This is a genomic window from Aquicoccus sp. SU-CL01552, assembly GCF_040365005.1.
Lineage (GTDB): Bacteria > Pseudomonadota > Alphaproteobacteria > Rhodobacterales > Rhodobacteraceae > Antarcticimicrobium.
Map to the genome: position 1 here is coordinate 254719 of NZ_BAABWV010000001.1, position 21634 is coordinate 276352.

The window sequence follows — 21634 nt, forward strand, 5'->3', positions numbered from 1 at the left end:
TCCCTGCCTGTTGCATTTTCGTTCGCGCCCATGTTGACGTCGGCGCGCGGCGAAATCCAGACCGAACCGCCGTCCCGGAGGACAAATGACCAAACCTGATCCCAAACCCCGCAAACTGCGCTCTCGCGTGACCACAGACGGGCTCGACCGGGTGCCGCACCGCGCCTTTTACCGTGGCATGGGGCTCGATGACGACGCCATCTCGCGCCCGATGATCGGCGTCATGAGCACCGCCGGCGAAACTTCGCCCTGCAACGCCAACTTGGGCGACCAAGCCGCGCATACCTATCGCGGCGTGCAGGAGGCGGGCGGAACCCCCCGGGAATTCACGACAATTTCCGTCTCGGACGGGTTTTCCATGAACCATCAGGGCATGAAGAATTCGCTGATGTCGCGCGAGGTGATCGCCGATTCCATCGAACTGGTGATGCGCGGCCATGCCTATGACGGGCTGGTCGGCTACGGCGGCTGCGACAAGAACCTGCCGGCGATCATCATGGCGATGGTGCGGCTGAACGCGCCCTCGGTCTTTGTCTATGGCGGCTCGACCCTGCCGGGACAGTACAAGGGGAAGACGATCAGCATCCTCGACACCTACGAGGGCGCCGGCGCGGTGATGACCGGCGAATTGTCGCAATCCGAGTTGGACGAGATGGAGCGCGCCGCGATGCCCACCGTGGGCGCCTGCCCGGGGCAGTTCACCGCCAACACCATGGGCATGGTCTCCGAGGTGCTGGGCATCGCGCCGCTGGGCTCGTCGCTGATCCCGGCGGTCTATTCCGAACGCGCCGCCCTGGGACGCCGTGCAGGAAAGCTGGTGATGCAGATCCTGGAAAACGGCGGCCCGCTGCCGCGTGAGCTGATCACCCGTGAGAGCATCGAGAACGCCTGTGCCATCGTTGCCGCCACCGGCGGATCGACCAACGCGGGCATGCATCTTTCGGCGATCGCGCATGAGGCCGGGATCGCGTTTACCATGGACGATGTCGGCGCGGTGTTCGAGCGCACGCCGCTGATCGGCAACCTGCGCCCCGGCGGGCAGTATTACGCGCTGGACGTGCACCGGCTGGGCGGGGTGGCGATGATCGTCAAGGAGTTGATCGCCAGCGGCCACATGCACGGGGACACCCTGACCCTGACCGGCCAGACCCTGGCCGAGGCGGTGGCCGATGCCCCTGCCCCCGATGGCGACGTGATCCACCCGGTCACCAACGCCCGCGACAGTTCGGGCGGGGTGATCGTGCTCAAGGGCAATCTCGCGCCGCAGGGCGCCTTCATCAAGGTGGCCGGGTTGAAGACCCGCGTTCACGAAGGCCCTGCCCGCGTGTTCGAGAGCGAAGAGGATTGCATGGCCGCCGTGCGCAAACGTGATTACGCCGAGGGTGAGGTCATCATCATCCGCAACGAGGGGCCAAAGGGTGGCCCCGGCATGCGCGAGATGCTGGGGCCGACGGCGGTGATCTATGGCCAGGGCATGGGCGAAAAGGTGGCCTTGGTCACCGATGGCCGGTTTTCCGGCGCGACGCGGGGGATGTGCATCGGCTATCTCTCGCCCGAGGCCGGCGATGGCGGGCCGCTGGCGCTGGTCGAAAACGGCGACATCATCCGCATCGACACCGAAGAGGCCCGCGCCATCGACCTGTTGGTCGATGAGGCCGAACTTGCCAAACGCCGCGCCGCGCTTGAAGCGCGCCCGCCCCGCCGGTTGGCCGGGGTGCATGAGAAATACGCAGCGCAGGTGCAAAGCGCCTATTACGGCGCGGTGACCCATTCGGGTGCCGCCGAGTGGCCGATGGATGGACTCGACGATGAATAAGCCGCGACTGGGATACCTTGGCACCGGGCTGATGGGCGGCCCGATGGTGCGCAACCTGCTCAAGGCGGGCTACGAGGTGACGGTGTGGAACCGCACCGCATCGAAATGCGACGAGGCCGTCGTCGCCGGGGCGCGGCGCGCGACCAGCCCGGCGGAGCTGGCGCGGCACAGCGACGCGGTGATGGCCTGCCTGACCAATGCGTCGGCGGTCGAGGCAGTGCTGTTCGGCCCGGATGGCGTGTCGGGGGTGACGGGGCCGGCGTTGTTCGTCGATTTCTCCTCGATGGACCCGGAGCAGACCCGTCTCTTTGGTGAGCGGTTGCGCGCGGCCAACGGCATGGGCTGGGTCGATGCGCCGGTCTCGGGCGGCACACCGGCGGCCACCGCCGGGGCGCTGACCATCATGGCCGGCGGCACAGAGGCTGATTTCGCGATGGCCGAACCGCTGATGGCGCCGCTGGCGCAACGGGTCACCCACATGGGGCCGTCCGGGACCGGGCAGATGACCAAGCTGGTGAACCAGGTGATCTCGGGCTGCACCATGGCGGTGGTGGCCGAGGCGGTGCAATTCGCCAAGGCCAAGGGAGTCGACGCCACCCGCCTGACCGACGCGCTTGCCGGCGGATTCGCCGATTCCAAGCCGTTTCAACTGCTGGCGCCGCGCATGGCCGCCGAGAATTTCGAGAACCCGCTGGGCACGGTGGCGATGATGCTGAAGGATCTCGACACGGTGGCCGAGGTCGGTGAGGGAAGCGCGGCGCTGCCGATGACCGAGACCGCCCGCGCGCTGATGCGCACCGCCTGCGACCAGGGCCACGCGCAGGATGATATCTCGACCATCGTGCTCACGCTCAAGGGGCTGGCATGACCCGTATCGGAATGATCGTGCCCCCCGCCGCCGGCGCGGTCCCGCCCGAGCCGCCGCAGCTCTATCCCGATCTCGAGTTCATATCGGTCGGGCTCGGCATTCCCGAGGTGACGCCGGAGGGCTTCAACCAGGTGATCGGGCGGCTGTCGGATCTGGCCGGGGACTTGCGGGCGCAGGGAGCCGAGGCGATCTCGCTCATGGGCACTTCGCTGAGCTTCTATCGTGGGCCGGAGGGCAATGCCGAGGTGCTGCAGGCGTTGCGCGCGGGCGGCGGCGTGCCGGCGACCACGATGACCGACTCGGTGCTCGACGCTCTCTCTGCGGTGGGCGCGAAACGGGTTGCGGTCGGCACCGCCTATACCGAACCGGTGAACGCCGCGCTGACCCGCTACCTGACCGCAAACGGGTACGAGGTGGCGGCGCTTGAGGCGATGCACCTGAAAACGGTCGAGGAGGTGTTCGCCACCAGCGACGCCGACCTGATCGCGCTGGGCGAGCGCGCCATCGCCGCCGCGCCGGGGGCCGATTGCCTGTTCATCTCCTGCGGCGGGCTGCACACCCTGCCGGTGATCCCGGTGCTGGAGGCATCGCATGGGCTGCCGGTGATCTCCAGCGCCACCGCCGGCGCCTGGGGCGCGGCGCGGCTGGCCGGGCATTCGGGGCGCTCGCCGGGTCACGGGCGATTGTTTGAGGTCTGAGGCCCGGCGCGGGGGTCATCCGTCACGCCCTCTCCTGTCATCCCCGCGCAAGCGGGGATCCCGGACCGAGGCGCTTGGCTTGAGAGGTCCCCGCTTTCGCGGGGATGACAGCGTTGTGCACGCTGCCTGACACCACGAAACGCGAACGGGCCGCCCCGTTTCCGGAACGGCCCGATTGCCAGGCGATCCGAACCGCCTATTGCGGGATATGCGCGGTCGCCTCGATCTCGAGCAGCGCCTCGTCCTCGAGCAGGTCGGCCACCACCAGCAGCGACATCGCCGGGAAGTTGCGGCCCAGGATGCCGCGATAGGCGCGGCCGATCTCGCCCTGGTGCGCCATGTACTCTGCCTTGTCCTTGACGAACCAGGTCAGGCGGGTGATGTGCTCAGGCCCGCCGCCGGCGGCCTCGACCACGTCGCGAATATTCTTCAGGGCCTGTTCCATCTGGCCGATGAAATCGTGGCTTTCGAACTTCTGCTCGGCGGTCCAGCCGATCTGTCCGCCCACGTAAAGCGTTCCGTCCGCCGTCAGAATGCCGTTGGCATAGCCCTTGGCCGGTGCCCATCCGTCGGGCTGGATAACCTTGTTCGTCATGTCTTGCCTTTCCGTTCTGTCTCAGGTCACCCGCGAGCGGGTCTGGTATTTCGCGTCGCGCCACAACTCGTTGCCAATCACATCCTCGATGATCTTGGCGGCGGCGACGACGTCGTCCTCGTCGATGTAAAGCGGCGTGAAGCCGAAACGCATGATGTCGGGGGCGCGGAAATCGCCGATCACACCGCGGTCGATCAGCGCCTGGATCGCCGCATAGCCATGCTCGAACCGGAACGAGACCTGGCTGCCCCGGATCGTACCGTCGCGCGGCGTTGCCAGTTCCAGTTGCGGACAGCGCGCCTCGACCTCGGCGATGAAGCGATTGGTCAGCGTCAGCGAGGCGGCGCGCAGATCCTCCATATCCACCCCGTCCCAGGCGGTCAGCGCCTGTTGCAGCACCGCCAGTTGCAGGATCGGCGGCGTACCCACCCGCAACCGCTCGGTCGACATCGCCGGGCGATAGTGCCGTTCCATCGCGAAGGGCGCATCATGGCCCAGCCAGCCCGAAAGCGCGGGCTGCACCTGCTCGACGATATCCGGGCGCACATAGATGAAGGCCGGCGCGCCGGGGCCGCCATTGAGATACTTGTAGGAGCAGCCGACCGCGAATTCACAGTTGCTGCCGGCCAGATCGACCGGCACCGCGCCGGCGCTATGGGCCAGGTCCCAGATCATCACCGCACCCGCGTCATGGGCCAGCCTGGTGATCGCCTGCATGTCGTGCATGCGACCGGTGCGGTAATCGACTTGGGTCAGCATCACCACCGCGACCTCCTCGGTGATGGCCTCGGCCACCGCCTCGGGGTCGGGCGCGCGCAGCTCGTAGCCCTGCCCCAACAGCCCGACCAGCCCCTCGGCCATGTAGAGGTCCGAGGGGAAATTGCCGTTGTCCGACAGGATCACCTTGCGGCCCGGACGCATCTTCAGCGCCGCCGCCAGCGCCTGGTAAACCTTGATCGAGAGCGTATCGCCGGTGGCGACCGATCCCGCCGGTGCGCCCACCAATTCGCCGATCCGATCGCCCACAACTCGCGGCAGATCCATCCAGCCGGCGCTGTTCCAGGCCTTGATCAGGTCCGCGCCCCATTCGTCGCGCATCACCGCGCCGACGCGGTCCACCGCACCCTTGGGCAGCGGCCCCAGCGAGTTTCCGTCAAGATACAGAACGCCCTCGGGCAGATCGAACAGATCCTTTCGGGGCAAGGTTGCTTTGCTCATTCTCACAATTCTCCGCGCAAGTGCCACAGTTCGGGAAACAGCTCGACGTCGAGCATCCGGCGCAGGTACTGCACGCCCGAGGTGCCGCCGGTGCCGCGTTTGAAGCCGATCACCCGTTCCACCGTGGTGACATGGTTGAACCGCCAGCGGCGGAAGTAATCCTCCAGATCGACCAGTTTCTCGGCCAGTTCATAGAGCGTCCACCACTTGTCCACGTCCTCATAGACCTGCTTCCACTTGGCCTGCACCTCGGGCAGCGCGCTGTGCGGCTGATCCAGTTGCAGCGCCGGAACCTTGGCGTCCGGCCCGTCGATTGTGGTGAAGAGAAGCCGGATCACGTCGTCGTAGAAACTGGGCCGTGCCAGTTCCGCGGTCAGCATCTGCTGCACCTCGGGCTGATGCGCGTGCGGCTTGACCATGTTGGTGTTCCGGTTGCCCAGGATGTATTCGATCATCCGGTACTGGTAGGACTGGAACCCCGACGACGGCCCCAGTGCCTCGCGGAACCGGGTGTAATCGGCCGGCGTCATGGTGCGCAGCACGTCCCAAGCGTTGTTGAGCTGTTCGAAGATGCGGCTGACCCGCGCCAGCATCTTGAACGCCTGCGGCATGGAGCCGGCGTTCATCGCGTCGCGCGCCGCCGTCATCTCGTGGATTGCCAGTTTCATCCACAGCTCGCTGGTCTGGTGCTGGATGACGAAGAGCATCTCGTCATGGGCACCGCTCAGCGGGCGCTGCTGGTCCAGCAGGGCGTCGAGCCCCAGGTAATCGCCATAGGACATGGCGTCCGCAAAGCTCATCCGGGCGCCTTCGGCCCCGGGATCATAGGCCGATCCGGTCATTCCGCGTTCCTCAGTCTGAAGCGTTGAATCTTGCCCGACTCGGTTTTCGGCAGTTCCTTGGCGAACACCACCGAGCGCGGGTATTTATAGGGCGCGATCACCGCCTTGACGTGATCCTGCAACAGCTTGACCATCAAATCGCCCGGCACATGGCCGGCGCCGAGCACCACATGCGCCTCGACGATCTGGCCGCGCGCCGCGTCCGGAGCACCGATCACCGCGCATTCCAGCACCGCCTCATGCGCCAGCAAGGCCGCCTCGACCTCCGGCCCGGCGATGTTGTAGCCCGACGACAGGATGATGTCGTCGTTGCGCGCGGCGAAATGGAAATAGCCGTCCTCATCCTGCACGAAGGCGTCACCGGTGACGTTCCAGCCGTCCTGGACATACTCGCCCTGACGCTCGCCGAAGAGATAGCGACAGCCGCCCGGCCCGCGCACCGCAAGGCGGCCGACCGTCCCGCGCGGCACCTCCTGGCCATCCTCGCCGATCACCTTGGCCTCATAGCCCGTGACCGGCTTGCCGGTACAGGCGGGCTTGTGATCATCGAACCGGTTGGTGATGAAGATATGCAGCATCTCGGTGGCGCCGATCCCGTCGAGCATCGGCTTGCCGGTCTTTTCGATCCAGGCGTCATAAACCGGACCCGGCAGGGTCTCGCCCGCCGAGACCGCCGCGCGCAGCGAGGACAGGTCGGCCCCCTCGTCCATCGCCACCAACATCGCGCGATAAGCGGTCGGCGCGGTGAAACAGACAGTCGCCTTATATTTCTCGATGATCTCGATCATGTTCGGCGGCGAGGCATTTTCCAGCAGCGTCGCCGCCGCCCCGAAGCGCAGCGGAAAGATCGCCAGCCCGCCCAGCCCGAAGGTAAAGGCCAAGGGCGGCGAGCCGATGAAGATATCCTCGGGGGTGACGTTCAGAACCTCGCGCGCGTAGCCGTCGGCGATGATCAGCAGGTCACGGTGAAAATGCATGGTGCCCTTCGGTTCCCCGGTGGAACCGGAGGTGAAGCCGATCAGCGCCACGTCGTCCTGGGCGGTGTCGACGGCGTCGAACTTCACCGGTTTCTGCAACGCCAGCCGGTCCAGTTCGGCGTCATGGTTCGAGGTGCCGTCGAACCCCACCACGGTTTCCAGGATGTCGCTGTCCTTGGCACAGGCGGTCATCTCGTCCATCAGCCGGGTGTCGCAGAGCGCATGGGTGATCTGCGCCTTTTCCACGTATTTCGCCAGTTCCCCGGCGCGCAGCATCGGCATGGTGTTGACCACCACCGCGCCGACCTTGGTCGCGGCCAGCCAGCAGGCCACCATCGCCGGGTTGTTGGCCGAGCGGATCATCACCCGGTTGCCCGGTTTCACCCCGAGATCGTCGACCAGCGCATGCGCCAGCCGGTTGGTCCAGTCGGTGAGTTCCTTGTAGGTGCGCCGTCGCCCGTTGCCGATCAGCGCGGTGTGATCGCCAAAGCCCTTGTCGACCATGGCGTCGGTCAGCTCCACCCCCGCGTTCAGCCGGTCGGGATAGTCGAACCCGTCCAGCAACAGGTCGGGCCAGGTCTCGGGCGCCGGCAGGTTGTCGCGGGTGAATGTATCGCTATGGGCAGATGGTCTGAGCATTCGGTCTTCCCTCTCCTGATTGGGACCGGGATCCGCCGTCTGACGCGGCTTTTTCCCGGTCCTGTTTGTCCTGACTTAGCCTTGCTGGAACGCCCCCAGCGCCTGGCGGGCGATGACCACCCGCTGCACGTCCGAGGCGCCCTCGTAGATGCGCAGCGCGCGGATCTCGCGATAGAGCTTTTCCACCGCCTCGCCCGAGCGCACGCCGTCGCCGCCGTGCAATTGCACCGCCTTGTCGATCACCTGCTGCGCCTGGTCGGTGGCGAACAGTTTCGCCATCGCCGCCTCGCGGGTGACGCGCGGCGCGCCGCTGTCCTTGGTCCAGGCGGCGCGATAGACCAAAAGCGCGGCCGCATCCACGTCCAGCGCCATGTCGGCGATATGCCCCTGCACCATCTGCAGGTCGAACAGTGGCGCGCCCTGCACCGTGCGGCTTGTGACCCGCGCTAGCGCCTCGTCCAGCGCCCGGCGCGCGAATCCCAGCGCGGCGGCAGCGACGGTGGAGCGGAATACGTCCAGCACCGACATCGCGATCTTGAACCCGGCGCCCGCCTCGCCCAGCAGCGCGCTGGCCGGGATCCGGCAATCGGTGAACCGCAGCGTCGCCAGCGGGTGCGGCGCGATCACCTCCAGCCGCTCGGCGATCTCCAGCCCCGGCGTATCAGCGGGCACGATGAAGGCCGACAGCCCCTTGGCGCCGGGCGCCTCGCCGGTGCGGGCAAAGGTGCAATAGACATCCGCGATCCCGCCGTTGGAGATCCAGGTCTTTTCCCCGTTCAGCACGAAGTGATCGCCGTCCCGCGTCGCGGTCATGGTCGAATTGGCCACGTCCGACCCCGAGGCCGGCTCGGTCAGCGCAAAAGCGGAAATCGCCTTGCCGGCCCGCGTCTGCGTCAGCCACTCGGCGCGCTGCGCCGGCGTGCCGAACAGCGAGATCGCGCCGGTGCCCAGCCCCTGCATCGCGAAGGCGAAATCGGCCAGCCCGTCATGGCGCGCCAGTGTCTCGCGGATCAGGCAGAGGCTGCGCACGTCCAGCCCGGTGCCGGTTTCGGGATTGACGGCAGAATGGGTCAGGAACCCGGCCTCGCCCAGCCCGGCGACCAGCGCGCGGCAGGCGGCATCGGTATCGCCGTGATCAATGGCGCCAAGGTGCGTGCTCGCCCAGGCCTCCAGCGCCTCGGACAGCTCTTTGTGCTTCGGCTCGAAAAACGGCCAGTTCAGGAAACTCCGGTCGGGCATCTTGCACCCCTCCCCTGTTCTTCTCTTTTCAAATACTCCCGCCGGAGGCGCTGCCGCCGGCCACCCGCCCGGCCCGTTGCCGGACCGGGCGCCCGGATCAATCGCCCTCGAAGACCGGTTTTTCCTTGGCGACAAAGGCATGGTAGGCGCGGTGGAAATCCTGCCCCTGCATACAGATCGCCTGCGCCTGTGCCTCGGCCTCGATCGCCTGTTCGATCGACATGCACCATTCCTGCGCCAGCATGGTCTTGGTCATCATGTTGGCGAAATTGGGCCCGGCGGCGATCCGCGCGGCGATGTCCCGGGCGGTCGCCGCAAGTTCGTCCTCCGGCACCACCTTGTTGAAATAGCCCCAGGACAGCCCCTCCTCGGCGCTCATCGAGCGACCCAGGTACAGCAGTTCCGCCGCCCGGCCCTGGCCAATGATGCGCGGCAGGATCGCGCAAGCGCCCATGTCGCAGCCGGCCAGCCCGACTCGGTTGAAGAGGAACGCCGTCTTTGCCCCCGGCGTGGCCACCCGCAGGTCGGACGCCATCGAGATGATCGCCCCGGCGCCGGCGCAGATCCCGTCGACGGCAGCGATGATCGGCTTGCCGCAATTGACCATCGCCTTGACTAGGTCGCCGGTCATGCGGGTAAAGGTCAGCAGCTCCTTCATCGTCATCTTGGTCAGCGGGCCGATGATGTCATGCACATCCCCGCCCGAGCTGAAGTTGCCGCCGTTCGAGGCAAAGACGACTGCCTTGACGCTGTCGTCATAATGCAGGTCGCGGAACCAGTCGCGCAACTCGGCATAGCTGTCGAAGGTCAGCGGGTTCTTGCGCTCGGGCCGGTCCAGCGCGACGGTGGCGATGCCGTCGGTGATCTCGCATTTGAAATGCTGCACGTCGGTGCGCATGGTCATTCTTTGTCCTCCAGTGTTTCGTTCAGGTAATCGAGCCGACGGATCATCCCCTCGACATCGTCGGCGTTCAGCCCGTCCAGCATGTCGTCGATCCAGCTTTCATGGGCGGCGGCGTGTTCGGCAAAGGCCGCCTGCCCCTTGGGCGTCAGCCGCACCAGCGAGGCGCGCCGGTCGCCCGGCACCGCCACGCGCAGCGCCAGCCCCTCGTCGGTCAGCCGGTCAACGATGCCGGTCACATTGCCGTTCGACACCCGAAGCATCTCCGAGATCTGCGACATCTTCAGCCCCTCGGGGCTGCGTGACAGCGCCGACATCACGTCGAAACGCGGCAGGGTCGACTGGTATTGGTCGCGCAGGCGGCGGCGGATCTGGTCCTCGATCAGGTTGCTCGCCTTGAGCAATTTCAGCCACAGTCGCAGCCGGGATTTCGACAGCGGTTCGTCGCCGGTCTCGACCGATTGCGGTGTCATATTTCTCCCCCCGAAAGGCTGAGCGCGTGGCCGTTGACCGAACGCGCGGCCTGCGAACACAGCCACAGCGCGGCACCGGCGACCTCGTCGGTCTGGATGAAACGCTTTTGCGGGTTGCCCGATTTCAGGGATTTTTCCGCCTGTTCCGCGCTCATGCCGGTGGTCGCGACGATATTCTCGATCGAACGCTCCAGCAACGGGGTCTCGATGAACCCGGGACAGATCGCGTTCACCGTGATGCCCGTGCGGGCCAGTTCCAGCGATAGCGCCCGGGTCAGCCCGACCACCCCGTGTTTCGCCGCGCAATAGGCGGAAACGTAAGGGTAGCCCTTGAGCCCGGCGGTGGAGGCGATGGCGATCATCCGGCCCCAGCCGGCGGCCTTCATGTCGGGCAGCGCCGCCTGCCAGCAGTTGGAGACCCCCACTAGGTTGACCGAAAGCATCGCGGTGAGTTGCTCGGGCGTCATCTTGGCAAAGGGCACACTGTCGGCGGCGCCGGCGTTGGCGACCATGATCCCGACCGGCCCCTGATCCGCGCGCGCGGCGGCAAAGGCGGCCTGAACCGCACCCGCGTCGGTCACGTCACACAGCTGATAGGGCAGCCCCTGCGCCTTGAGCGGGGCCTCCGAGCGGCCCATGATGGTGACCTTGGCGCCGGCCTCGGCCAGGGCACGGGCCACGTCGGCCCCCACCCCGGTGCCGCCGCCGGTGACGACGGCATGTTTGCCCGAAAGGCTCATACCTTGATCGCCGCTTCTGCTTCGCGCTCGGCCAGGCGCCAGTACAGGTCACGACCACCACGATAGGGATCGGGCCAGCTCGCGTGACGGTCGCCCAGCTGGCTGCCCGCGTGCAGCGTCCAGTAGGGATCGGCCAGATGCGCCCGCGCCAGGCAGACCAGATCGGCGCGCCCCGCCATCAGGATCGAGTTGACGTGGTCGGGTTCGTAGATGTTGCCGACCGCCATGGTCTTGATCCCGGTCTCGTTGCGGATGCGGTCCGAGAACGGCACCTGGAACATCCGGCCATAGACAGGCTGTTCCTCCGACACGGTCTGACCCGAGGAAACGTCGATGATATCGGCACCGGCGGCATCGAAGGCCTTGGCGATCTCCACCGCGTCCTCGGGCTGGTTGCCCTCCTCGCCGACCCAGTCATGGGCCGAGATCCGCGCCGACATCGGTTTCTCCTGCGGCCAGACGGCGCGCATCGCGTTGAACACCTCGAGCGGGAAGCGCAGCCGGTTCTCCAGGCTGCCGCCGTATTCGTCCGAGCGCTGGTTGGTGGCCGGCGACAGGAAGCTGCCGATCAGATAGCCGTGGGCGGCGTGCAGTTCGATCATGTCGAACCCGGCACGCTCGGCCATCTCGGCGGCGGCGACGAACTGGTCGCGCACCGCGTCCATGTCGGCGCGGGTCATCTCGCGCGGGGTCTGGCTGGCCGGTTTGTAGGGCAGCGCCGAGGGGGCGAGGATTTCCCAGTTGTCCTGTGCCAGCGGCGCGTCCATGCCGCCCCCGTCCCAGGGCACGCAGGTCGAGCCCTTGCGCCCTGAATGACCGATCTGGCAGCACATCTTGGCCTGCGTCTCGGCGTGGACGAAATCGGTCAGGCGTTTCCACGCCGCCTCATGCTCGGGCGCGTAGAGGCCGGGGCATCCGGGGGTTATCCGCGCTTCGGGGCTGACGCAGGTCATCTCGGTATAGACCAGCGCAGCCCCACCCTTGGCGCGTTCCGAGTAATGGACGAAATGCCAGTCGGTCGGGGTGCCGTCCACCGCCTTGTACTGTGCCATGGGCGAGACGACGACACGGTCGACCAGTTCCATCTCGCGCAGCTTGAAGGGGGCGAACATCGGCGCGCGCACCGGCGCATCCGCCGGCACACCGGCTTGCATCTGGAACCATTTCTCGGCCGATTCCAGCCACTTGGGATCGCGCAGGCGCAGGTTCTCGTGCGAGATACGCTGCGAGCGGGTCAGCAGGGAATAGTTGAACTGCACCGGGTCCAGATCGAGGTAACGCTCGACCTCCTCGAACCATTCGAGCGAGTTGCGCGCCGCCGATTGCAGCCGCAGCACGTCGAGGCGCCGCTCTTCCTGGTAGCGTTCGAAGGCCTTTTCGAGCGTCGGTTCGGTATGCACGTAATTGGCCAGCGCGATGGCGCTGTCAAAGGCCAGCCGCGAGCCCGACCCGATCGAGAAATGCGCCGTGGCCGAGGCATCGCCGAGCAGAACGACGTTCTCGTGATACCATTTCTCGCACAACACGCGGGGGAAGTTGATCCAGACCGCCGAACCGCGCAGGTGATCGGCGTTCGACATCAGTTCGTGGCCGCCCAAGTGAGCCTCGAACACCTTGCGGCAGGTCTCGACGATCTCTTCCTTGCTCATGTCCTCGAAGCCGAAATTCTCCCAGGTCTGTTGCGAGCATTCGACGATGAAGGTCGCGGTCTTGTCGTCGAATTGATAGGCATGCGCCCAGATCCAGCCGTGCTCGGTCTTTTCGAAGATGAAGGTAAAGGCGTCGTCGAACCGCTGGTGGGTGCCGAGCCAGAGGAACTTGCACTTGCGGGTGTCGATATCGGGTTTGAAGTGATCCGCGTATTCGGTGCGGACCTTGGAATTCAGCCCATCGCAGGCGACCACGAGGTCATAGTCCTTGCGGATCGCCTCGGCCGATTCGAACTCGGTCTCGAACCGCAGCTCGACGCCCAGCTCGCGGGCGCGTTCCTGCAGCAGGATCAGCATCTGCTTGCGCCCGATCCCGGCGAACCCGTGCCCGCCCGAGACGTTGCGCACGCCATCGTGCACCACGGCGATGTCATCCCAATAGGCGAAATGTTCGCGGATCGCCTCTGCACTGACCGGATCGTTCTCGCGCAGGTTCTCGAGCGCGTCATCGGAGAGGACCACCCCCCAGCCAAAGGTATCGTTGGCGCGGTTGCGCTCGATCACGACGACCTCGTGCGCCGGATCGCGCAGCTTCATCGAGATCGCGAAATAAAGGCCCGCCGGCCCGCCGCCCAGACACGCAATACGCATGAGTTTTCCCCTGTGACTGTTTTCAAAGGACCGGCAACCCGGCCGTTGGGGAAAGGCTAGAGCGAGTCGATTTTTACTTCAAGCCTAAACTTTCCATGCTGTAACCATTCATGCCTGAAGCTTTTGCACGGGCGCCCTGCCCCGTCGAGACTGGCCAGCCGCCACGGGCCGGGATAGGGTTTGCCCATGTCCGACCCCGTCTCATCCATCCGCAACCTTGGCCCGGCCTCCGAGGAAAGCTTTGCCCGTGCCGGAATCCATTCGGCGGACGAGTTGCGCGCGCTGGGGGCCGATGCGGCCTATGCGCGGCTGCTGGCGGCGGGCAGCCGGCCGCATTTCATCGGTTATTACGCGCTGGTGATGGGGTTGCAGGGGCGCCCCTGGAACGACTGCCGGGGTGAGGAAAAGGCGGCGCTGCGCCGCCGGTTCGACGCGATCCGCGCCGAGGCGCGCGGCAAGGGCGATGCCGGGCTTAGCGCGCTGGAGACCGCGCTTGATGCTATCGGGGTGGTCGAACGGCGCCGGTAATCGCAGACGGGAGAAGCGAAAAAACGCCCCGCAGGGCGTTCTCCGTCAATCCCGGAAGGGCAAGGGGCGCAGCGCCCCCTGCCCGATCCTGGGGTCGCTTAGCCGACCAGTTCGGTGCCGGCGAAGAAATAGGCGATCTCGACGGCGGCGGTTTCCGGTGCGTCGGAACCGTGGACCGAGTTTTCACCAACCGATTCCGCGAACTCGGCGCGGACGGTGCCCGGTGCGGCGTCGGCGGGGTTGGTGGCGCCCATCACTTCGCGGTTCTTGGCGATGGCGTTCTCGCCTTCCAGCACCTGCACCACGACCGGACCGGAGGACATGAATTCGCACAGTTCGTCATAGAACGGGCGTTCCTTGTGCACGCCGTAGAATTCACCGGCCTGTGCCTTGGTCATCAGGATCCGCTTCTGCGCGATGATGCGCAGGCCGGCATCCTCGAACTTGGCGTTGATCTTGCCGGTCAGGTTGCGGCGGGTTGCGTCGGGTTTGATGATCGAGAACGTGCGTTCCAGTGCCATTGAGAATGCTCCTTGATGACCCGTCCCAGCGGGGCTGCGGGACGATGCTGACATTGCGCGCCGCGTAGCACGGGCCGAGGCGATTGAAAAGCCTTCCGCACCACGGCTCTCCTGCGCGCGCGCAAGGCTTCGTCAGTTCAACGTCGGCAAGGGATCGCGCGCGTCGACCCACCGCACGAAAAGCGCCGCGATCAGCCCGAGGACGCTGGTCGCCAGCATGATGGACAGCACGATGTAAGGCGCGTGTTCCGGCGTCACCAAGGCCCCGGTGAGGCTGGTCATCACCGCCCCCAGTCCCACCGTCATCGCCCCCGAAAGACCCGAGGCGCTGCCCGCCAGCCGCGGACGCACCGACATCACGCCGGCACTTGCATTGGCATTGGTCAGCCCGTTGCCGAAGCCCACCACGATGGCCGAGCCGAAAAACACCCAGAGCGTTCCCGCCCCGGACCAGAACAGCACCAGCCCCACAACCGGCCCCACGGTGGCAAAGATGCGCCCGGCCAGAACCATGGTCACCAGCGCGCTGCGTGCGCCGATCCGGCCGGAGACGAAATTGCCCGCCATGAAGCCCACGGTGATGATCCCGATCCCAAGCCCCAGCGCCGCCGGGCTCAGGTTGTACCACGCCGCCGCCACCAAGGGCGCCCCGGTGATGAAGGAAAAGAACCCCGCCACGGCAAAGGCGTAGCACAGGCTGTAGCCCCAGAACCGGCGTGACCGGAAAAGCTCGGGGTAGTCGCGCATCTGGTCGCCAAGGCTCAGGCTAGCGCTGACGGGGTTGGTCTCGCCCAGATCGCCCCACAGGATTACCAGCATGAGAATGCCCAGCAGCGCATAAAGGACGAAGGACGACCGCCAACCAAAGGCCATGTCCAGCCCGCCCCCCAGCATCGGCCCCAGCATCGGGGCCAGCGCCATCGCCATGGCAACATGGCCCAGCATCCTTGCCGCCGCCTTTGGCTCGTGCAAGTCCCGGATCACCGCCCGCGACAGCACCTGTCCCGACACGATTCCCGCCTGCAACATGCGGAACCCCAGAAACACCCAGATGTCCTGCGCCAATGCGCAACCGACCGAAGCGGCGGCGAAGATCGCGGTGGAGACAAGCATCACCGGGCGCCGCCCGAAACTGTCCGACAGAGGCCCCATCACCAGTTGCAGGACCGCCGAGATCGCCAGATATCCCGCCACCGACAGGTTCACGAGGCCATAGTCGGCCTCCAGCGCCTCGGCCATCTTGGGCAGCGAGGGGAGGAACATGTTCAGCGTCAGGACAGAAAGGGCGTTGGCCAGGATCAGGGTCAGCAGGTGCGGCGGGGTCTGAGCAGGGCGCATGGGCGGGTCCGGTCCGGAAAATCCAACAGCTTGGGCCGATAGCACGCGCCTTTCGAAATGACCATCCACCGGCGCTGGCGGCGGCGCAATCGCTCTGCTATGAGCCGGCCCATGTTACGGATTGAAAACATCTCCTACGCGGTCGCGGGCCGCCCCCTCCTCGACGGCGCCAGCGCCACCATTCCCGATGGCCACAAGGTCGGCCTGATCGGGCGCAACGGCGCCGGCAAGACCACGCTGTTCCGGCTGCTGCGGGGGGAACTGGCGCTGGAGTCCGGCTCCATCTCGCTGCCCAGCCGGGCCCGTATCGGCGGTGTGTCGCAGGAGGTCCCCTCCTCCGACGTGTCGCTGATCGACACCGTGCTGGCCGCCGATACCGAGCGGGCCGCGCTGATGGCCGAGGCCGACGAGGCCACCGACCCCTCTCGCATCGCCGAGGTGCAGATCCGGCTGGCTGATATCGACGCCTGGTCGGCCGAGGCGCGGGCGGCGGCGATTCTCAAGGGGCTGGGATTTTCCGACGCCGACCAGCAACGCCCCTGTTCGGATTACTCCGGCGGCTGGCGGATGCGGGTCGCGCTGGCCGGGGTGCTGTTCTCGCAGCCCGATCTGCTGCTGCTGGACGAACCGACCAACTATCTCGACCTCGAGGGCGCGCTCTGGCTGGAAAGCTACCTGGCGCGCTATCCGCACACGGTGATCATCATCAGCCACGATCGCGGGCTGCTGAACCGGGCCGTCGGCGCGATCCTGCACCTCGAGAACAAGACCCTCACCCTGTACAGCGGCCCCTACGACCAGTTCGCCCGCCAACGCGCCGAACAGCGCGCTCTGCAGGCGGCGGCGGCCAAGAAACAGGATGCGCGCCGCGCCCACCTGCAAAGCTTCGTTGACCGGTTCAAGGCCAAGGCCAGCAAGGCCAAACAGGCGCAATCGCGGGTCAAGATGCTGGAAAAGATGGAAAAGATCACCGCGCCCGAGGATGCGGCGCGCACCGTCTTCACCTTTCCCGAACCCGAGGAACTGTCGCCGCCGATCATCTCGCTCGAGGGAGCCTCGACCGGCTATGGCGACAAGGTCATCCTGCGCGGCATGACCCTGCGCATCGACCAGGACGACCGCATTGCGCTCTTGGGGCGCAACGGCGAGGGCAAATCGACCCTGTCCAAGATGCTGTCGGACCGGCTGGCACTGATCGACGGCAAGATCACCCGGTCGTCGAAACTGCGCATCGGCTTTTTCGCCCAGCACCAGGTCGACGAGCTCTATATCGACGAAACGCCGCTGCAACACCTACAACGTGCGCGGCCCGGCGAACAGCAATCCCGCCTGCGCGCCCGGCTGGCCGGATTCGGCCTTGGCGCCGACCAGGCAGAAACCGTCGTGGGCAAGCTCTCGGGGGGGCAAAAGGCGCGGCTGTCGCTGCTCCTGGCGACGCTGGATGCGCCGCATCTGCTGATCCTCGACGAGCCGACCAACCACCTCGACATCGAAAGCCGCGAAGCGCTGGTCGAGGCGCTGACCGCCTATTCCGGCGCGGTGATCCTCGTGTCCCACGACATGCACCTGCTGTCGATGGTGGCCGACCGGCTCTGGCTGGTGTCGGACGGGACCGTCAAACCCTATGAGGGCGATCTCGAGGAATACCGCGCCTTCCTCCTGTCGGCCGATCAGCCGGCGCGCAAGAAATCCGACACGCCGAAACCGGCGGCCCGGTCGAAACGCCCGCCGCGCGAAACCCTGCTGGCGCTGCGCGCCGAGCTGCGCAAATGCGAGGAGCGGGTCGCGAAGATCAGCGACATGCAGAACAAGCTGTCAGCCAAGCTGGCCGACCCGGAACTGTACGAGGGCACCCGCAACGGCGAGTTGGAAGTCTGGAACCGCAAGTACGCCGAGGTGAGCGACGCCATGGACAAGGCCGAGGCGCTCTGGATCGCCGCGCAGGAAAAGCTGGACGCGGCCGGGGGCTGACGTCCTGGCCCCTTCGCCGCGCGCGGAGGGGTTTTCTTTCCTGCCGCGCCAATCCATCCTGCCCGCAACCACACTCCGGGGGGCCGCATGGACACCGCCTTTCTGATTACCGCCTTCGTCACGCTCTTCGTGATCATCGACCCGATCGGGCTGACGCCGATGTTCGTGGCGCTGACCCAAGGCATGGCCCCCGCCCGGCGCCGCGCGATGGCGCTGCGCGCCTGCCTCACCGCCGCGATCCTGCTGACCCTGTTCGCCGGTTTCGGCGAGGCGGTGCTGGGCTTTGCCGGGATCTCGATGCCCGCGTTTCGCGTCGCCGGCGGCATCCTGTTGTTTCTCACCGCGCTCGACATGCTGTTCGAACGCCGCACCAAGCGGCGCGAGGGCCAGGCCGAGGAGGCCGAAGACGAGGACGACGGCCACGACCCCTCGGTGTTTCCCCTCGCCATCCCGCTGATCGCCGGCCCCGGCTCGATCGCCACCATGATCCTGCTGGCGGGCCAGAAACCCGGTCTGGCCGGGCTGGCCATGGTGGTCGGGGTGATGCTGGCGGTGCTGGCCGTTCTGTTCCTGCTGTTTCTCTCCGCCGGGCTGTTCGAGCGCGCCATGGGCAAGACCGGGATCAACGTGATCACCCGGCTGCTGGGCATGCTGCTGGCCGCGCTCTCGGTGCAGTTCGTGCTGGACGGGCTGCGGACCTTTGGCCTCGCCAACTGGTAACCGGGGCGGCAATGCCTACATCTGAGGGGGAATACGTCGGAGGCTACGAGAATGGATTCATGGGATATCGGCAGCCTGGCCTATCTGGGCCTGTTGGGGGCCGTTCTCGTCTTTTGGCTGATCGTCCATAACCGCCAGGCCCTGGGCCGGACGCTGCAACAGGCGGCGGGCTGGGTTCTGATCTTTCTCGCCGTGATCGCAGTGGTGGGGCTGTGGGACGACATCCGGCGCACCGCCCTGCCCGGCCGCGCCGCCGTGGCGACCGAGGGCCGGATCGAGGTGCCGCGTTCACCCGACGGGCATTTCTACCTCACCCTTCTGGTCAACGACGCGCCGGTGCAGTTCATGATCGACACCGGCGCCAGCGCCGTGGTGCTGCGCCCCGATGATGCGGCCCGCACCGGCATCGACACCGCCGACCTGGCCTTTACCGGGCGCGCCAATACCGCCAACGGCGCGATCCGCACCGCCCCCGTGCGACTGGCCAAGGTTTCCCTGGGCCCGATCGAGGACCGCAACCTGCGCGCCTGGGTGAACGAGGGCGCGATGGACCAGTCACTCCTGGGCATGTCCTATCTGGAACGCTGGGGCCGGATCGAGATCGCCGGACAGCACCTTGTGCTGGAGCGCTAGGCCAAGCCACGGTTTCCCCTGCGGGTGCGTTTTGCGCGCCCTGCGCCACGCAAAACCTCACCTTTTTCTCAGTGCTTATGCGTCAACGCCCCCGCGATGAGCGCCAGCAACGCGACCGGGACCAGCAGGCCCCAATCCGGCCCGTGCGGACCGGCCACGACCGGCCCGGGGTGTGGCGCCGGAACCGGCTGGGCGGATGAGGCCACGGGGGCAAGCAGCGCGGCAACGGCAACCAGGATCGTCAGGTGTGTTCTGAGCATTCTGCATCTCCATGTTGAGGCTCCCCGTCTTCCGTCCGGGACCCGTTGATGTAAATGCGCCTTTGCCCGCGTCGGCAGCGCGCCGCCGCCACCCTTCCACCCCATGAGCAAAGGGCCGCCGCGCTGCAACCAAGCGGCTCATCAAGGTGAACATATTGAAATAACTGCCGGGATACCTGTCAGGTTTCGTGATCCGCATCGGCGCCGGACCGTCAGCCGTGCTGCGGCGCGCTGCTATTTCTCGGCCTTCTTCTCCCAGCGACCGGAGTCCTCGGACCAGTATTGCGCCGAACACCCGGCATCGGTCAGCGCCTTCCACTGGCTGCGCGCCCGGGACAGAGCTGCGCCATCCTGGCCGTCGAAGAGGATGCAGACCCGTTCCAGCGCCCGCACCTCCTGCGCCGTGACTTCGGCCCCGTCCACCGCCATCAGGCAGGCCGGGTCGTTTGCCGCCGTCGGCGCCGTGGTGAGCAGGATCGGCTGATCCGCGTCATGCGGACCGCCGGCCAGCCCGTGCGGCAGAAAGCTCTCGTCGCCGAGCAACCACAGCTTTTCGTCGAGCCAGGCCAGCCGGCCCGGGTCGCTGCCCCGGACAGCGATGCGCCAGCCCGCCGCGCGGGCCTTGTCCAGCAACAGCGGCAGCGTCGCCTCCAGCGGGCGCCGCGTCAGGTGATAGAAATAGGCCGCGCCCATGGCCCTATTCGGTTTCGAACCGGTTGCGCACCAACCGGTCCAGCGCCATCACGCCCCAGCCGGTCGCCCCCTTGGGCGCCAGATCCGTGCCCTCCTTGATCGAGGCCACGCCTGCAATATCGAGGTGAATCCAGGGCGTGCCCTCCTTGACGAAACGCTGCAGGAACTGCGCCGCGGTGATCGACCCGGCGGGCCGGCCGCCGACGTTCTTCATGTCGGCGACGCGCGATTTCAGCATCTTGTCGTAAGCCGCACCCAGCGGCATCCGCCAGGCGCCCTCGCCCTCGTCCGCAGCGGCCTTGAGAAAATCGCCGCAAAGCGCGTCGTCGTTCGAGAACACGCCGGCGTTCTCATGCCCCAGCCCGATGATGATCGCGCCGGTGAGCGTGGCCAGGTCGATCATGCCGGCGGGTGCGAAGCGGTCCTGCGCGTACCACATCACGTCGCACAGCACGAGCCGCCCCTCGGCATCGGTGTTGATGATCTCGACGGTGTCGCCCTTCATGGATTTCACCACGTCGCCCGGTCGGGTCGCGGTGCTGGAGGGCATGTTCTCGACCAGCCCGACCAGCCCGACGACATTGGCCTTGGCCTTGCGCAGCGCCAGCGCCCGCATGGTGCCCGCCACCACCCCGGCGCCGCCCATGTCCATGGTCATGTCCTCCATGCCGGCCCCGGGCTTGAGGCTGATACCGCCGGTGTCGAACACCACGCCCTTGCCGACCAGCGCCAGCGGGGCCTCGCCTGCGGCGCCCCCCTTCCACTGCATCACCACCACCTTGGTCGGGGTGGCCGACCCCTGGCCGACGCTGAGCAGGGTTCGCATCCCCAGCTTTTCCAAGTCTGCCTCTTCCAGAACCTCGACCTCCAGCCCCAGGTCGCGCATCGCCGCCAGACGATCGGCGAACTCGGTCGTGGTCAGCACGTTCGCCGGTTCGTTGACCAGGTCGCGGGTCATCAGAACCCCCTCGGCCACCGCCAGCAGCGGCACCGCCTCGGCCTCCAGCGTCTCGGGCCGGGGGTGCATCACCGTGATGTCGCCGGTCGCGTCGCTGTCTTCCTCCCCCGTCTTGTGCGCGTCGAAGGCGTAGCTGCGCAGCACCATCCCCTGCACCAGCACCGCCGAGCGGACATGGGACGACCCCAGCGCCAGCAGAACCGGCGCGCCCGCCGCCCGCGCCACGAGCGCCGCGCCGGCCTTGCGTGCCGCCACCGCGTCGGCCTTTTTCGACAGCACCAGGATATCCAGCGCCTCGGCGGCCATGCCCGCCGGCCAAGCCAGCGTGATCACATCGCCGCTCTTCGCCTTAGCGAACCGCGCACTCTCGACCATGCGCTTGACCGCGCCCTTGCTCAGCCGGTTGGCCCGCCGCGCCGCCGGGTCGAGCGTGCCCTCGGGCGTGACCGTGACGACAACACGCCCCTCGGTCCCCTCGAGGGCGTCGAGATCGAGGTCGGCAAAGCGGATCGGGGTCGTACGGGTCATGGATGTCTCCTTGATTTCGCGGGGTTCCCTCATGGGTAGCGCGCGGGTCGCGGAATGACCAGATAGCAGTTTTCCCTGCCAATCAATTGCAGTAAGGTCCGCCGCAAGACCAATGGCCGGCTCCGGGGGGATCGCAGTGCCACTACCTGTCAGCGGAACGACGCTGCCCAATTTGCTG

Annotated in this window: 21 protein-coding genes; 7 read left to right on the forward strand and 14 right to left on the reverse strand. The window is 66.7% G+C overall.

Annotated features, from left to right (window positions below):
- Nucleotides 1-85 precede the first annotated feature (85 nt).
- Genes ilvD through ABWV23_RS01245 form a run of 3 tightly spaced genes read left to right on the forward strand, consistent with a single transcriptional unit; the run spans nt 86 to nt 3382 of the window.
- Nucleotides 86-1816: a dihydroxy-acid dehydratase gene (ilvD, locus tag ABWV23_RS01235; protein WP_353344094.1), complete on the forward strand. Its 1731-nt coding sequence runs from the start codon at nt 86-88 to the stop codon at nt 1814-1816.
- Entirely contained in the window at nt 1809-2684 is an 876-nt protein-coding gene (locus ABWV23_RS01240; protein ID WP_353344096.1) for an NAD(P)-dependent oxidoreductase, read from the forward strand. Before ilvD ends, ABWV23_RS01240 begins: the two co-directional genes overlap by 8 nt.
- Nucleotides 2681-3382 (forward strand): arylmalonate decarboxylase, encoded by a 702-nt coding sequence (locus tag ABWV23_RS01245; RefSeq protein WP_353344098.1) that lies wholly within the window; start codon nt 2681-2683, stop codon nt 3380-3382. The genes ABWV23_RS01240 and ABWV23_RS01245 overlap by 4 nt, the downstream gene beginning before the upstream one ends.
- A 196-nt stretch (nt 3383-3578) precedes the next feature.
- Here ABWV23_RS01245 and ABWV23_RS01250 read toward each other — a convergent pair whose 3' ends face one another.
- The 9 genes from ABWV23_RS01250 to ABWV23_RS01290 form a co-directional block, all read right to left on the reverse strand.
- Nucleotides 3579-3977: a RidA family protein gene (locus ABWV23_RS01250; protein WP_353344100.1), complete on the reverse strand. Its 399-nt coding sequence runs from the start codon at nt 3975-3977 to the stop codon at nt 3579-3581.
- A gap of 21 nt (nt 3978-3998) precedes the next feature.
- Nucleotides 3999-5195: a kynureninase gene (gene kynU, locus ABWV23_RS01255; protein WP_353344102.1), complete on the reverse strand. Its 1197-nt coding sequence runs from the start codon at nt 5193-5195 to the stop codon at nt 3999-4001.
- A 2-nt stretch (nt 5196-5197) separates the two neighbouring features.
- Nucleotides 5198-6037 (reverse strand): tryptophan 2,3-dioxygenase, encoded by an 840-nt coding sequence (gene kynA, locus ABWV23_RS01260; protein WP_353344104.1) that lies wholly within the window; start codon nt 6035-6037, stop codon nt 5198-5200.
- Nucleotides 6034-7653: an AMP-binding protein gene (locus ABWV23_RS01265; protein ID WP_353344106.1), complete on the reverse strand. Its 1620-nt coding sequence runs from the start codon at nt 7651-7653 to the stop codon at nt 6034-6036. The genes kynA and ABWV23_RS01265 overlap by 4 nt, the downstream gene beginning before the upstream one ends.
- 75 nt (nt 7654-7728) lie before the next feature.
- Nucleotides 7729-8892, reverse strand: a complete 1164-nt coding sequence (locus ABWV23_RS01270; RefSeq protein WP_353344108.1) for an acyl-CoA dehydrogenase family protein — start codon at nt 8890-8892, stop codon at nt 7729-7731.
- 97 nt (nt 8893-8989) lie between these two features.
- Nucleotides 8990-9790 carry an enoyl-CoA hydratase family protein gene (locus tag ABWV23_RS01275; protein ID WP_353344650.1) on the reverse strand — a complete coding sequence of 267 codons (801 nt, stop codon included), beginning with the start codon at nt 9788-9790 and terminating at the stop codon, nt 8990-8992.
- A 2-nt stretch (nt 9791-9792) separates the two neighbouring features.
- The gene (locus ABWV23_RS01280; protein WP_353344110.1) at nt 9793-10266 is read right to left on the reverse strand and encodes a MarR family winged helix-turn-helix transcriptional regulator; all 474 of its coding nucleotides are present in this window, start codon (nt 10264-10266) and stop codon (nt 9793-9795) included.
- Nucleotides 10263-11006, reverse strand: a complete 744-nt coding sequence (locus ABWV23_RS01285; RefSeq protein WP_353344112.1) for an SDR family NAD(P)-dependent oxidoreductase — start codon at nt 11004-11006, stop codon at nt 10263-10265. The genes ABWV23_RS01280 and ABWV23_RS01285 overlap by 4 nt, the downstream gene beginning before the upstream one ends.
- The gene (locus tag ABWV23_RS01290; protein WP_353344114.1) at nt 11003-13306 is read right to left on the reverse strand and encodes a bifunctional salicylyl-CoA 5-hydroxylase/oxidoreductase; all 2304 of its coding nucleotides are present in this window, start codon (nt 13304-13306) and stop codon (nt 11003-11005) included. Before ABWV23_RS01290 ends, ABWV23_RS01285 begins: the two co-directional genes overlap by 4 nt.
- Nucleotides 13307-13492: 186 nt before the next feature.
- On the opposite strand from ABWV23_RS01290, the gene ABWV23_RS01295 reads away from it, so the two are divergent.
- Nucleotides 13493-13834, forward strand: coding sequence for a TfoX/Sxy family protein (locus ABWV23_RS01295; protein WP_353344116.1), 342 nt, complete (start codon nt 13493-13495; stop codon nt 13832-13834).
- Nucleotides 13835-13932: 98 nt separating this feature from the next.
- Here the strand turns inward: ABWV23_RS01295 and ndk are convergent, their stop codons facing one another.
- Nucleotides 13933-14355: a nucleoside-diphosphate kinase gene (gene ndk, locus ABWV23_RS01300; protein ID WP_353344118.1), complete on the reverse strand. Its 423-nt coding sequence runs from the start codon at nt 14353-14355 to the stop codon at nt 13933-13935.
- Nucleotides 14356-14487: 132 nt separating this feature from the next.
- Nucleotides 14488-15693, reverse strand: coding sequence for a multidrug effflux MFS transporter (locus ABWV23_RS01305; RefSeq protein WP_353344120.1), 1206 nt, complete (start codon nt 15691-15693; stop codon nt 14488-14490).
- 111 nt (nt 15694-15804) lie between these two features.
- Between ABWV23_RS01305 and ABWV23_RS01310 the strand changes: the two genes are divergently transcribed.
- The 3 genes from ABWV23_RS01310 to ABWV23_RS01320 all read left to right on the forward strand — a co-directional run bounded on the left by ABWV23_RS01310 (nt 15805) and on the right by ABWV23_RS01320 (nt 19017).
- Nucleotides 15805-17664 (forward strand): ABC-F family ATP-binding cassette domain-containing protein, encoded by a 1860-nt coding sequence (locus ABWV23_RS01310; protein WP_353344122.1) that lies wholly within the window; start codon nt 15805-15807, stop codon nt 17662-17664.
- 87 nt (nt 17665-17751) lie between these two features.
- Nucleotides 17752-18384: a MarC family protein gene (locus ABWV23_RS01315; RefSeq protein WP_353344124.1), complete on the forward strand. Its 633-nt coding sequence runs from the start codon at nt 17752-17754 to the stop codon at nt 18382-18384.
- Nucleotides 18385-18435: 51 nt separating this feature from the next.
- Entirely contained in the window at nt 18436-19017 is a 582-nt protein-coding gene (locus tag ABWV23_RS01320) for a retropepsin-like aspartic protease family protein (RefSeq protein WP_353344126.1), read from the forward strand.
- A 68-nt stretch (nt 19018-19085) separates the two neighbouring features.
- Here ABWV23_RS01320 and ABWV23_RS01325 read toward each other — a convergent pair whose 3' ends face one another.
- From ABWV23_RS01325 to ABWV23_RS01335, 3 genes are all read right to left on the reverse strand, one after another.
- The gene (locus ABWV23_RS01325) at nt 19086-19277 is read right to left on the reverse strand and encodes a hypothetical protein (protein WP_353344128.1); all 192 of its coding nucleotides are present in this window, start codon (nt 19275-19277) and stop codon (nt 19086-19088) included.
- Nucleotides 19278-19511: 234 nt separating this feature from the next.
- On the reverse strand, nt 19512-19970 hold the full coding sequence (locus ABWV23_RS01330; protein ID WP_353344130.1) for a DNA polymerase III subunit chi: 459 nt from the start codon (nt 19968-19970) through the stop codon (nt 19512-19514).
- A gap of 4 nt (nt 19971-19974) precedes the next feature.
- Nucleotides 19975-21456 (reverse strand): leucyl aminopeptidase, encoded by a 1482-nt coding sequence (locus tag ABWV23_RS01335; protein WP_353344132.1) that lies wholly within the window; start codon nt 21454-21456, stop codon nt 19975-19977.
- Nucleotides 21457-21634: the final 178 nt, after the last annotated feature.

Bases quoted from the DNA above. Each gene is read 5' to 3' on its own strand.
- ilvD (WP_353344094.1), top strand. From the start codon at position 86: ATGACCAAACCTGATCCCAAACCCCGCAAACTGCGCTCTCGCGTGACC.
- ABWV23_RS01240 (WP_353344096.1), top strand. From the start codon at position 1,809: ATGAATAAGCCGCGACTGGGATACCTTGGCACCGGGCTGATGGGCGGC.
- ABWV23_RS01245 (WP_353344098.1), top strand. From the start codon at position 2,681: ATGACCCGTATCGGAATGATCGTGCCCCCCGCCGCCGGCGCGGTCCCG.
- ABWV23_RS01250 (WP_353344100.1), bottom strand. From the start codon at position 3,977: ATGACGAACAAGGTTATCCAGCCCGACGGATGGGCACCGGCCAAGGGC.
- kynU (WP_353344102.1), bottom strand. From the start codon at position 5,195: ATGAGCAAAGCAACCTTGCCCCGAAAGGATCTGTTCGATCTGCCCGAG.
- kynA (WP_353344104.1), bottom strand. From the start codon at position 6,037: ATGACCGGATCGGCCTATGATCCCGGGGCCGAAGGCGCCCGGATGAGC.
- ABWV23_RS01265 (WP_353344106.1), bottom strand. From the start codon at position 7,653: ATGCTCAGACCATCTGCCCATAGCGATACATTCACCCGCGACAACCTG.
- ABWV23_RS01270 (WP_353344108.1), bottom strand. From the start codon at position 8,892: ATGCCCGACCGGAGTTTCCTGAACTGGCCGTTTTTCGAGCCGAAGCAC.
- ABWV23_RS01275 (WP_353344650.1), bottom strand. From the start codon at position 9,790: ATGCGCACCGACGTGCAGCATTTCAAATGCGAGATCACCGACGGCATC.
- ABWV23_RS01280 (WP_353344110.1), bottom strand. From the start codon at position 10,266: ATGACACCGCAATCGGTCGAGACCGGCGACGAACCGCTGTCGAAATCC.
- ABWV23_RS01285 (WP_353344112.1), bottom strand. From the start codon at position 11,006: ATGAGCCTTTCGGGCAAACATGCCGTCGTCACCGGCGGCGGCACCGGG.
- ABWV23_RS01290 (WP_353344114.1), bottom strand. From the start codon at position 13,306: ATGCGTATTGCGTGTCTGGGCGGCGGGCCGGCGGGCCTTTATTTCGCG.
- ABWV23_RS01295 (WP_353344116.1), top strand. From the start codon at position 13,493: ATGTCCGACCCCGTCTCATCCATCCGCAACCTTGGCCCGGCCTCCGAG.
- ndk (WP_353344118.1), bottom strand. From the start codon at position 14,355: ATGGCACTGGAACGCACGTTCTCGATCATCAAACCCGACGCAACCCGC.
- ABWV23_RS01305 (WP_353344120.1), bottom strand. From the start codon at position 15,693: ATGCGCCCTGCTCAGACCCCGCCGCACCTGCTGACCCTGATCCTGGCC.
- ABWV23_RS01310 (WP_353344122.1), top strand. From the start codon at position 15,805: ATGTTACGGATTGAAAACATCTCCTACGCGGTCGCGGGCCGCCCCCTC.
- ABWV23_RS01315 (WP_353344124.1), top strand. From the start codon at position 17,752: ATGGACACCGCCTTTCTGATTACCGCCTTCGTCACGCTCTTCGTGATC.
- ABWV23_RS01320 (WP_353344126.1), top strand. From the start codon at position 18,436: ATGGATTCATGGGATATCGGCAGCCTGGCCTATCTGGGCCTGTTGGGG.
- ABWV23_RS01325 (WP_353344128.1), bottom strand. From the start codon at position 19,277: ATGCTCAGAACACACCTGACGATCCTGGTTGCCGTTGCCGCGCTGCTT.
- ABWV23_RS01330 (WP_353344130.1), bottom strand. From the start codon at position 19,970: ATGGGCGCGGCCTATTTCTATCACCTGACGCGGCGCCCGCTGGAGGCG.
- ABWV23_RS01335 (WP_353344132.1), bottom strand. From the start codon at position 21,456: ATGACCCGTACGACCCCGATCCGCTTTGCCGACCTCGATCTCGACGCC.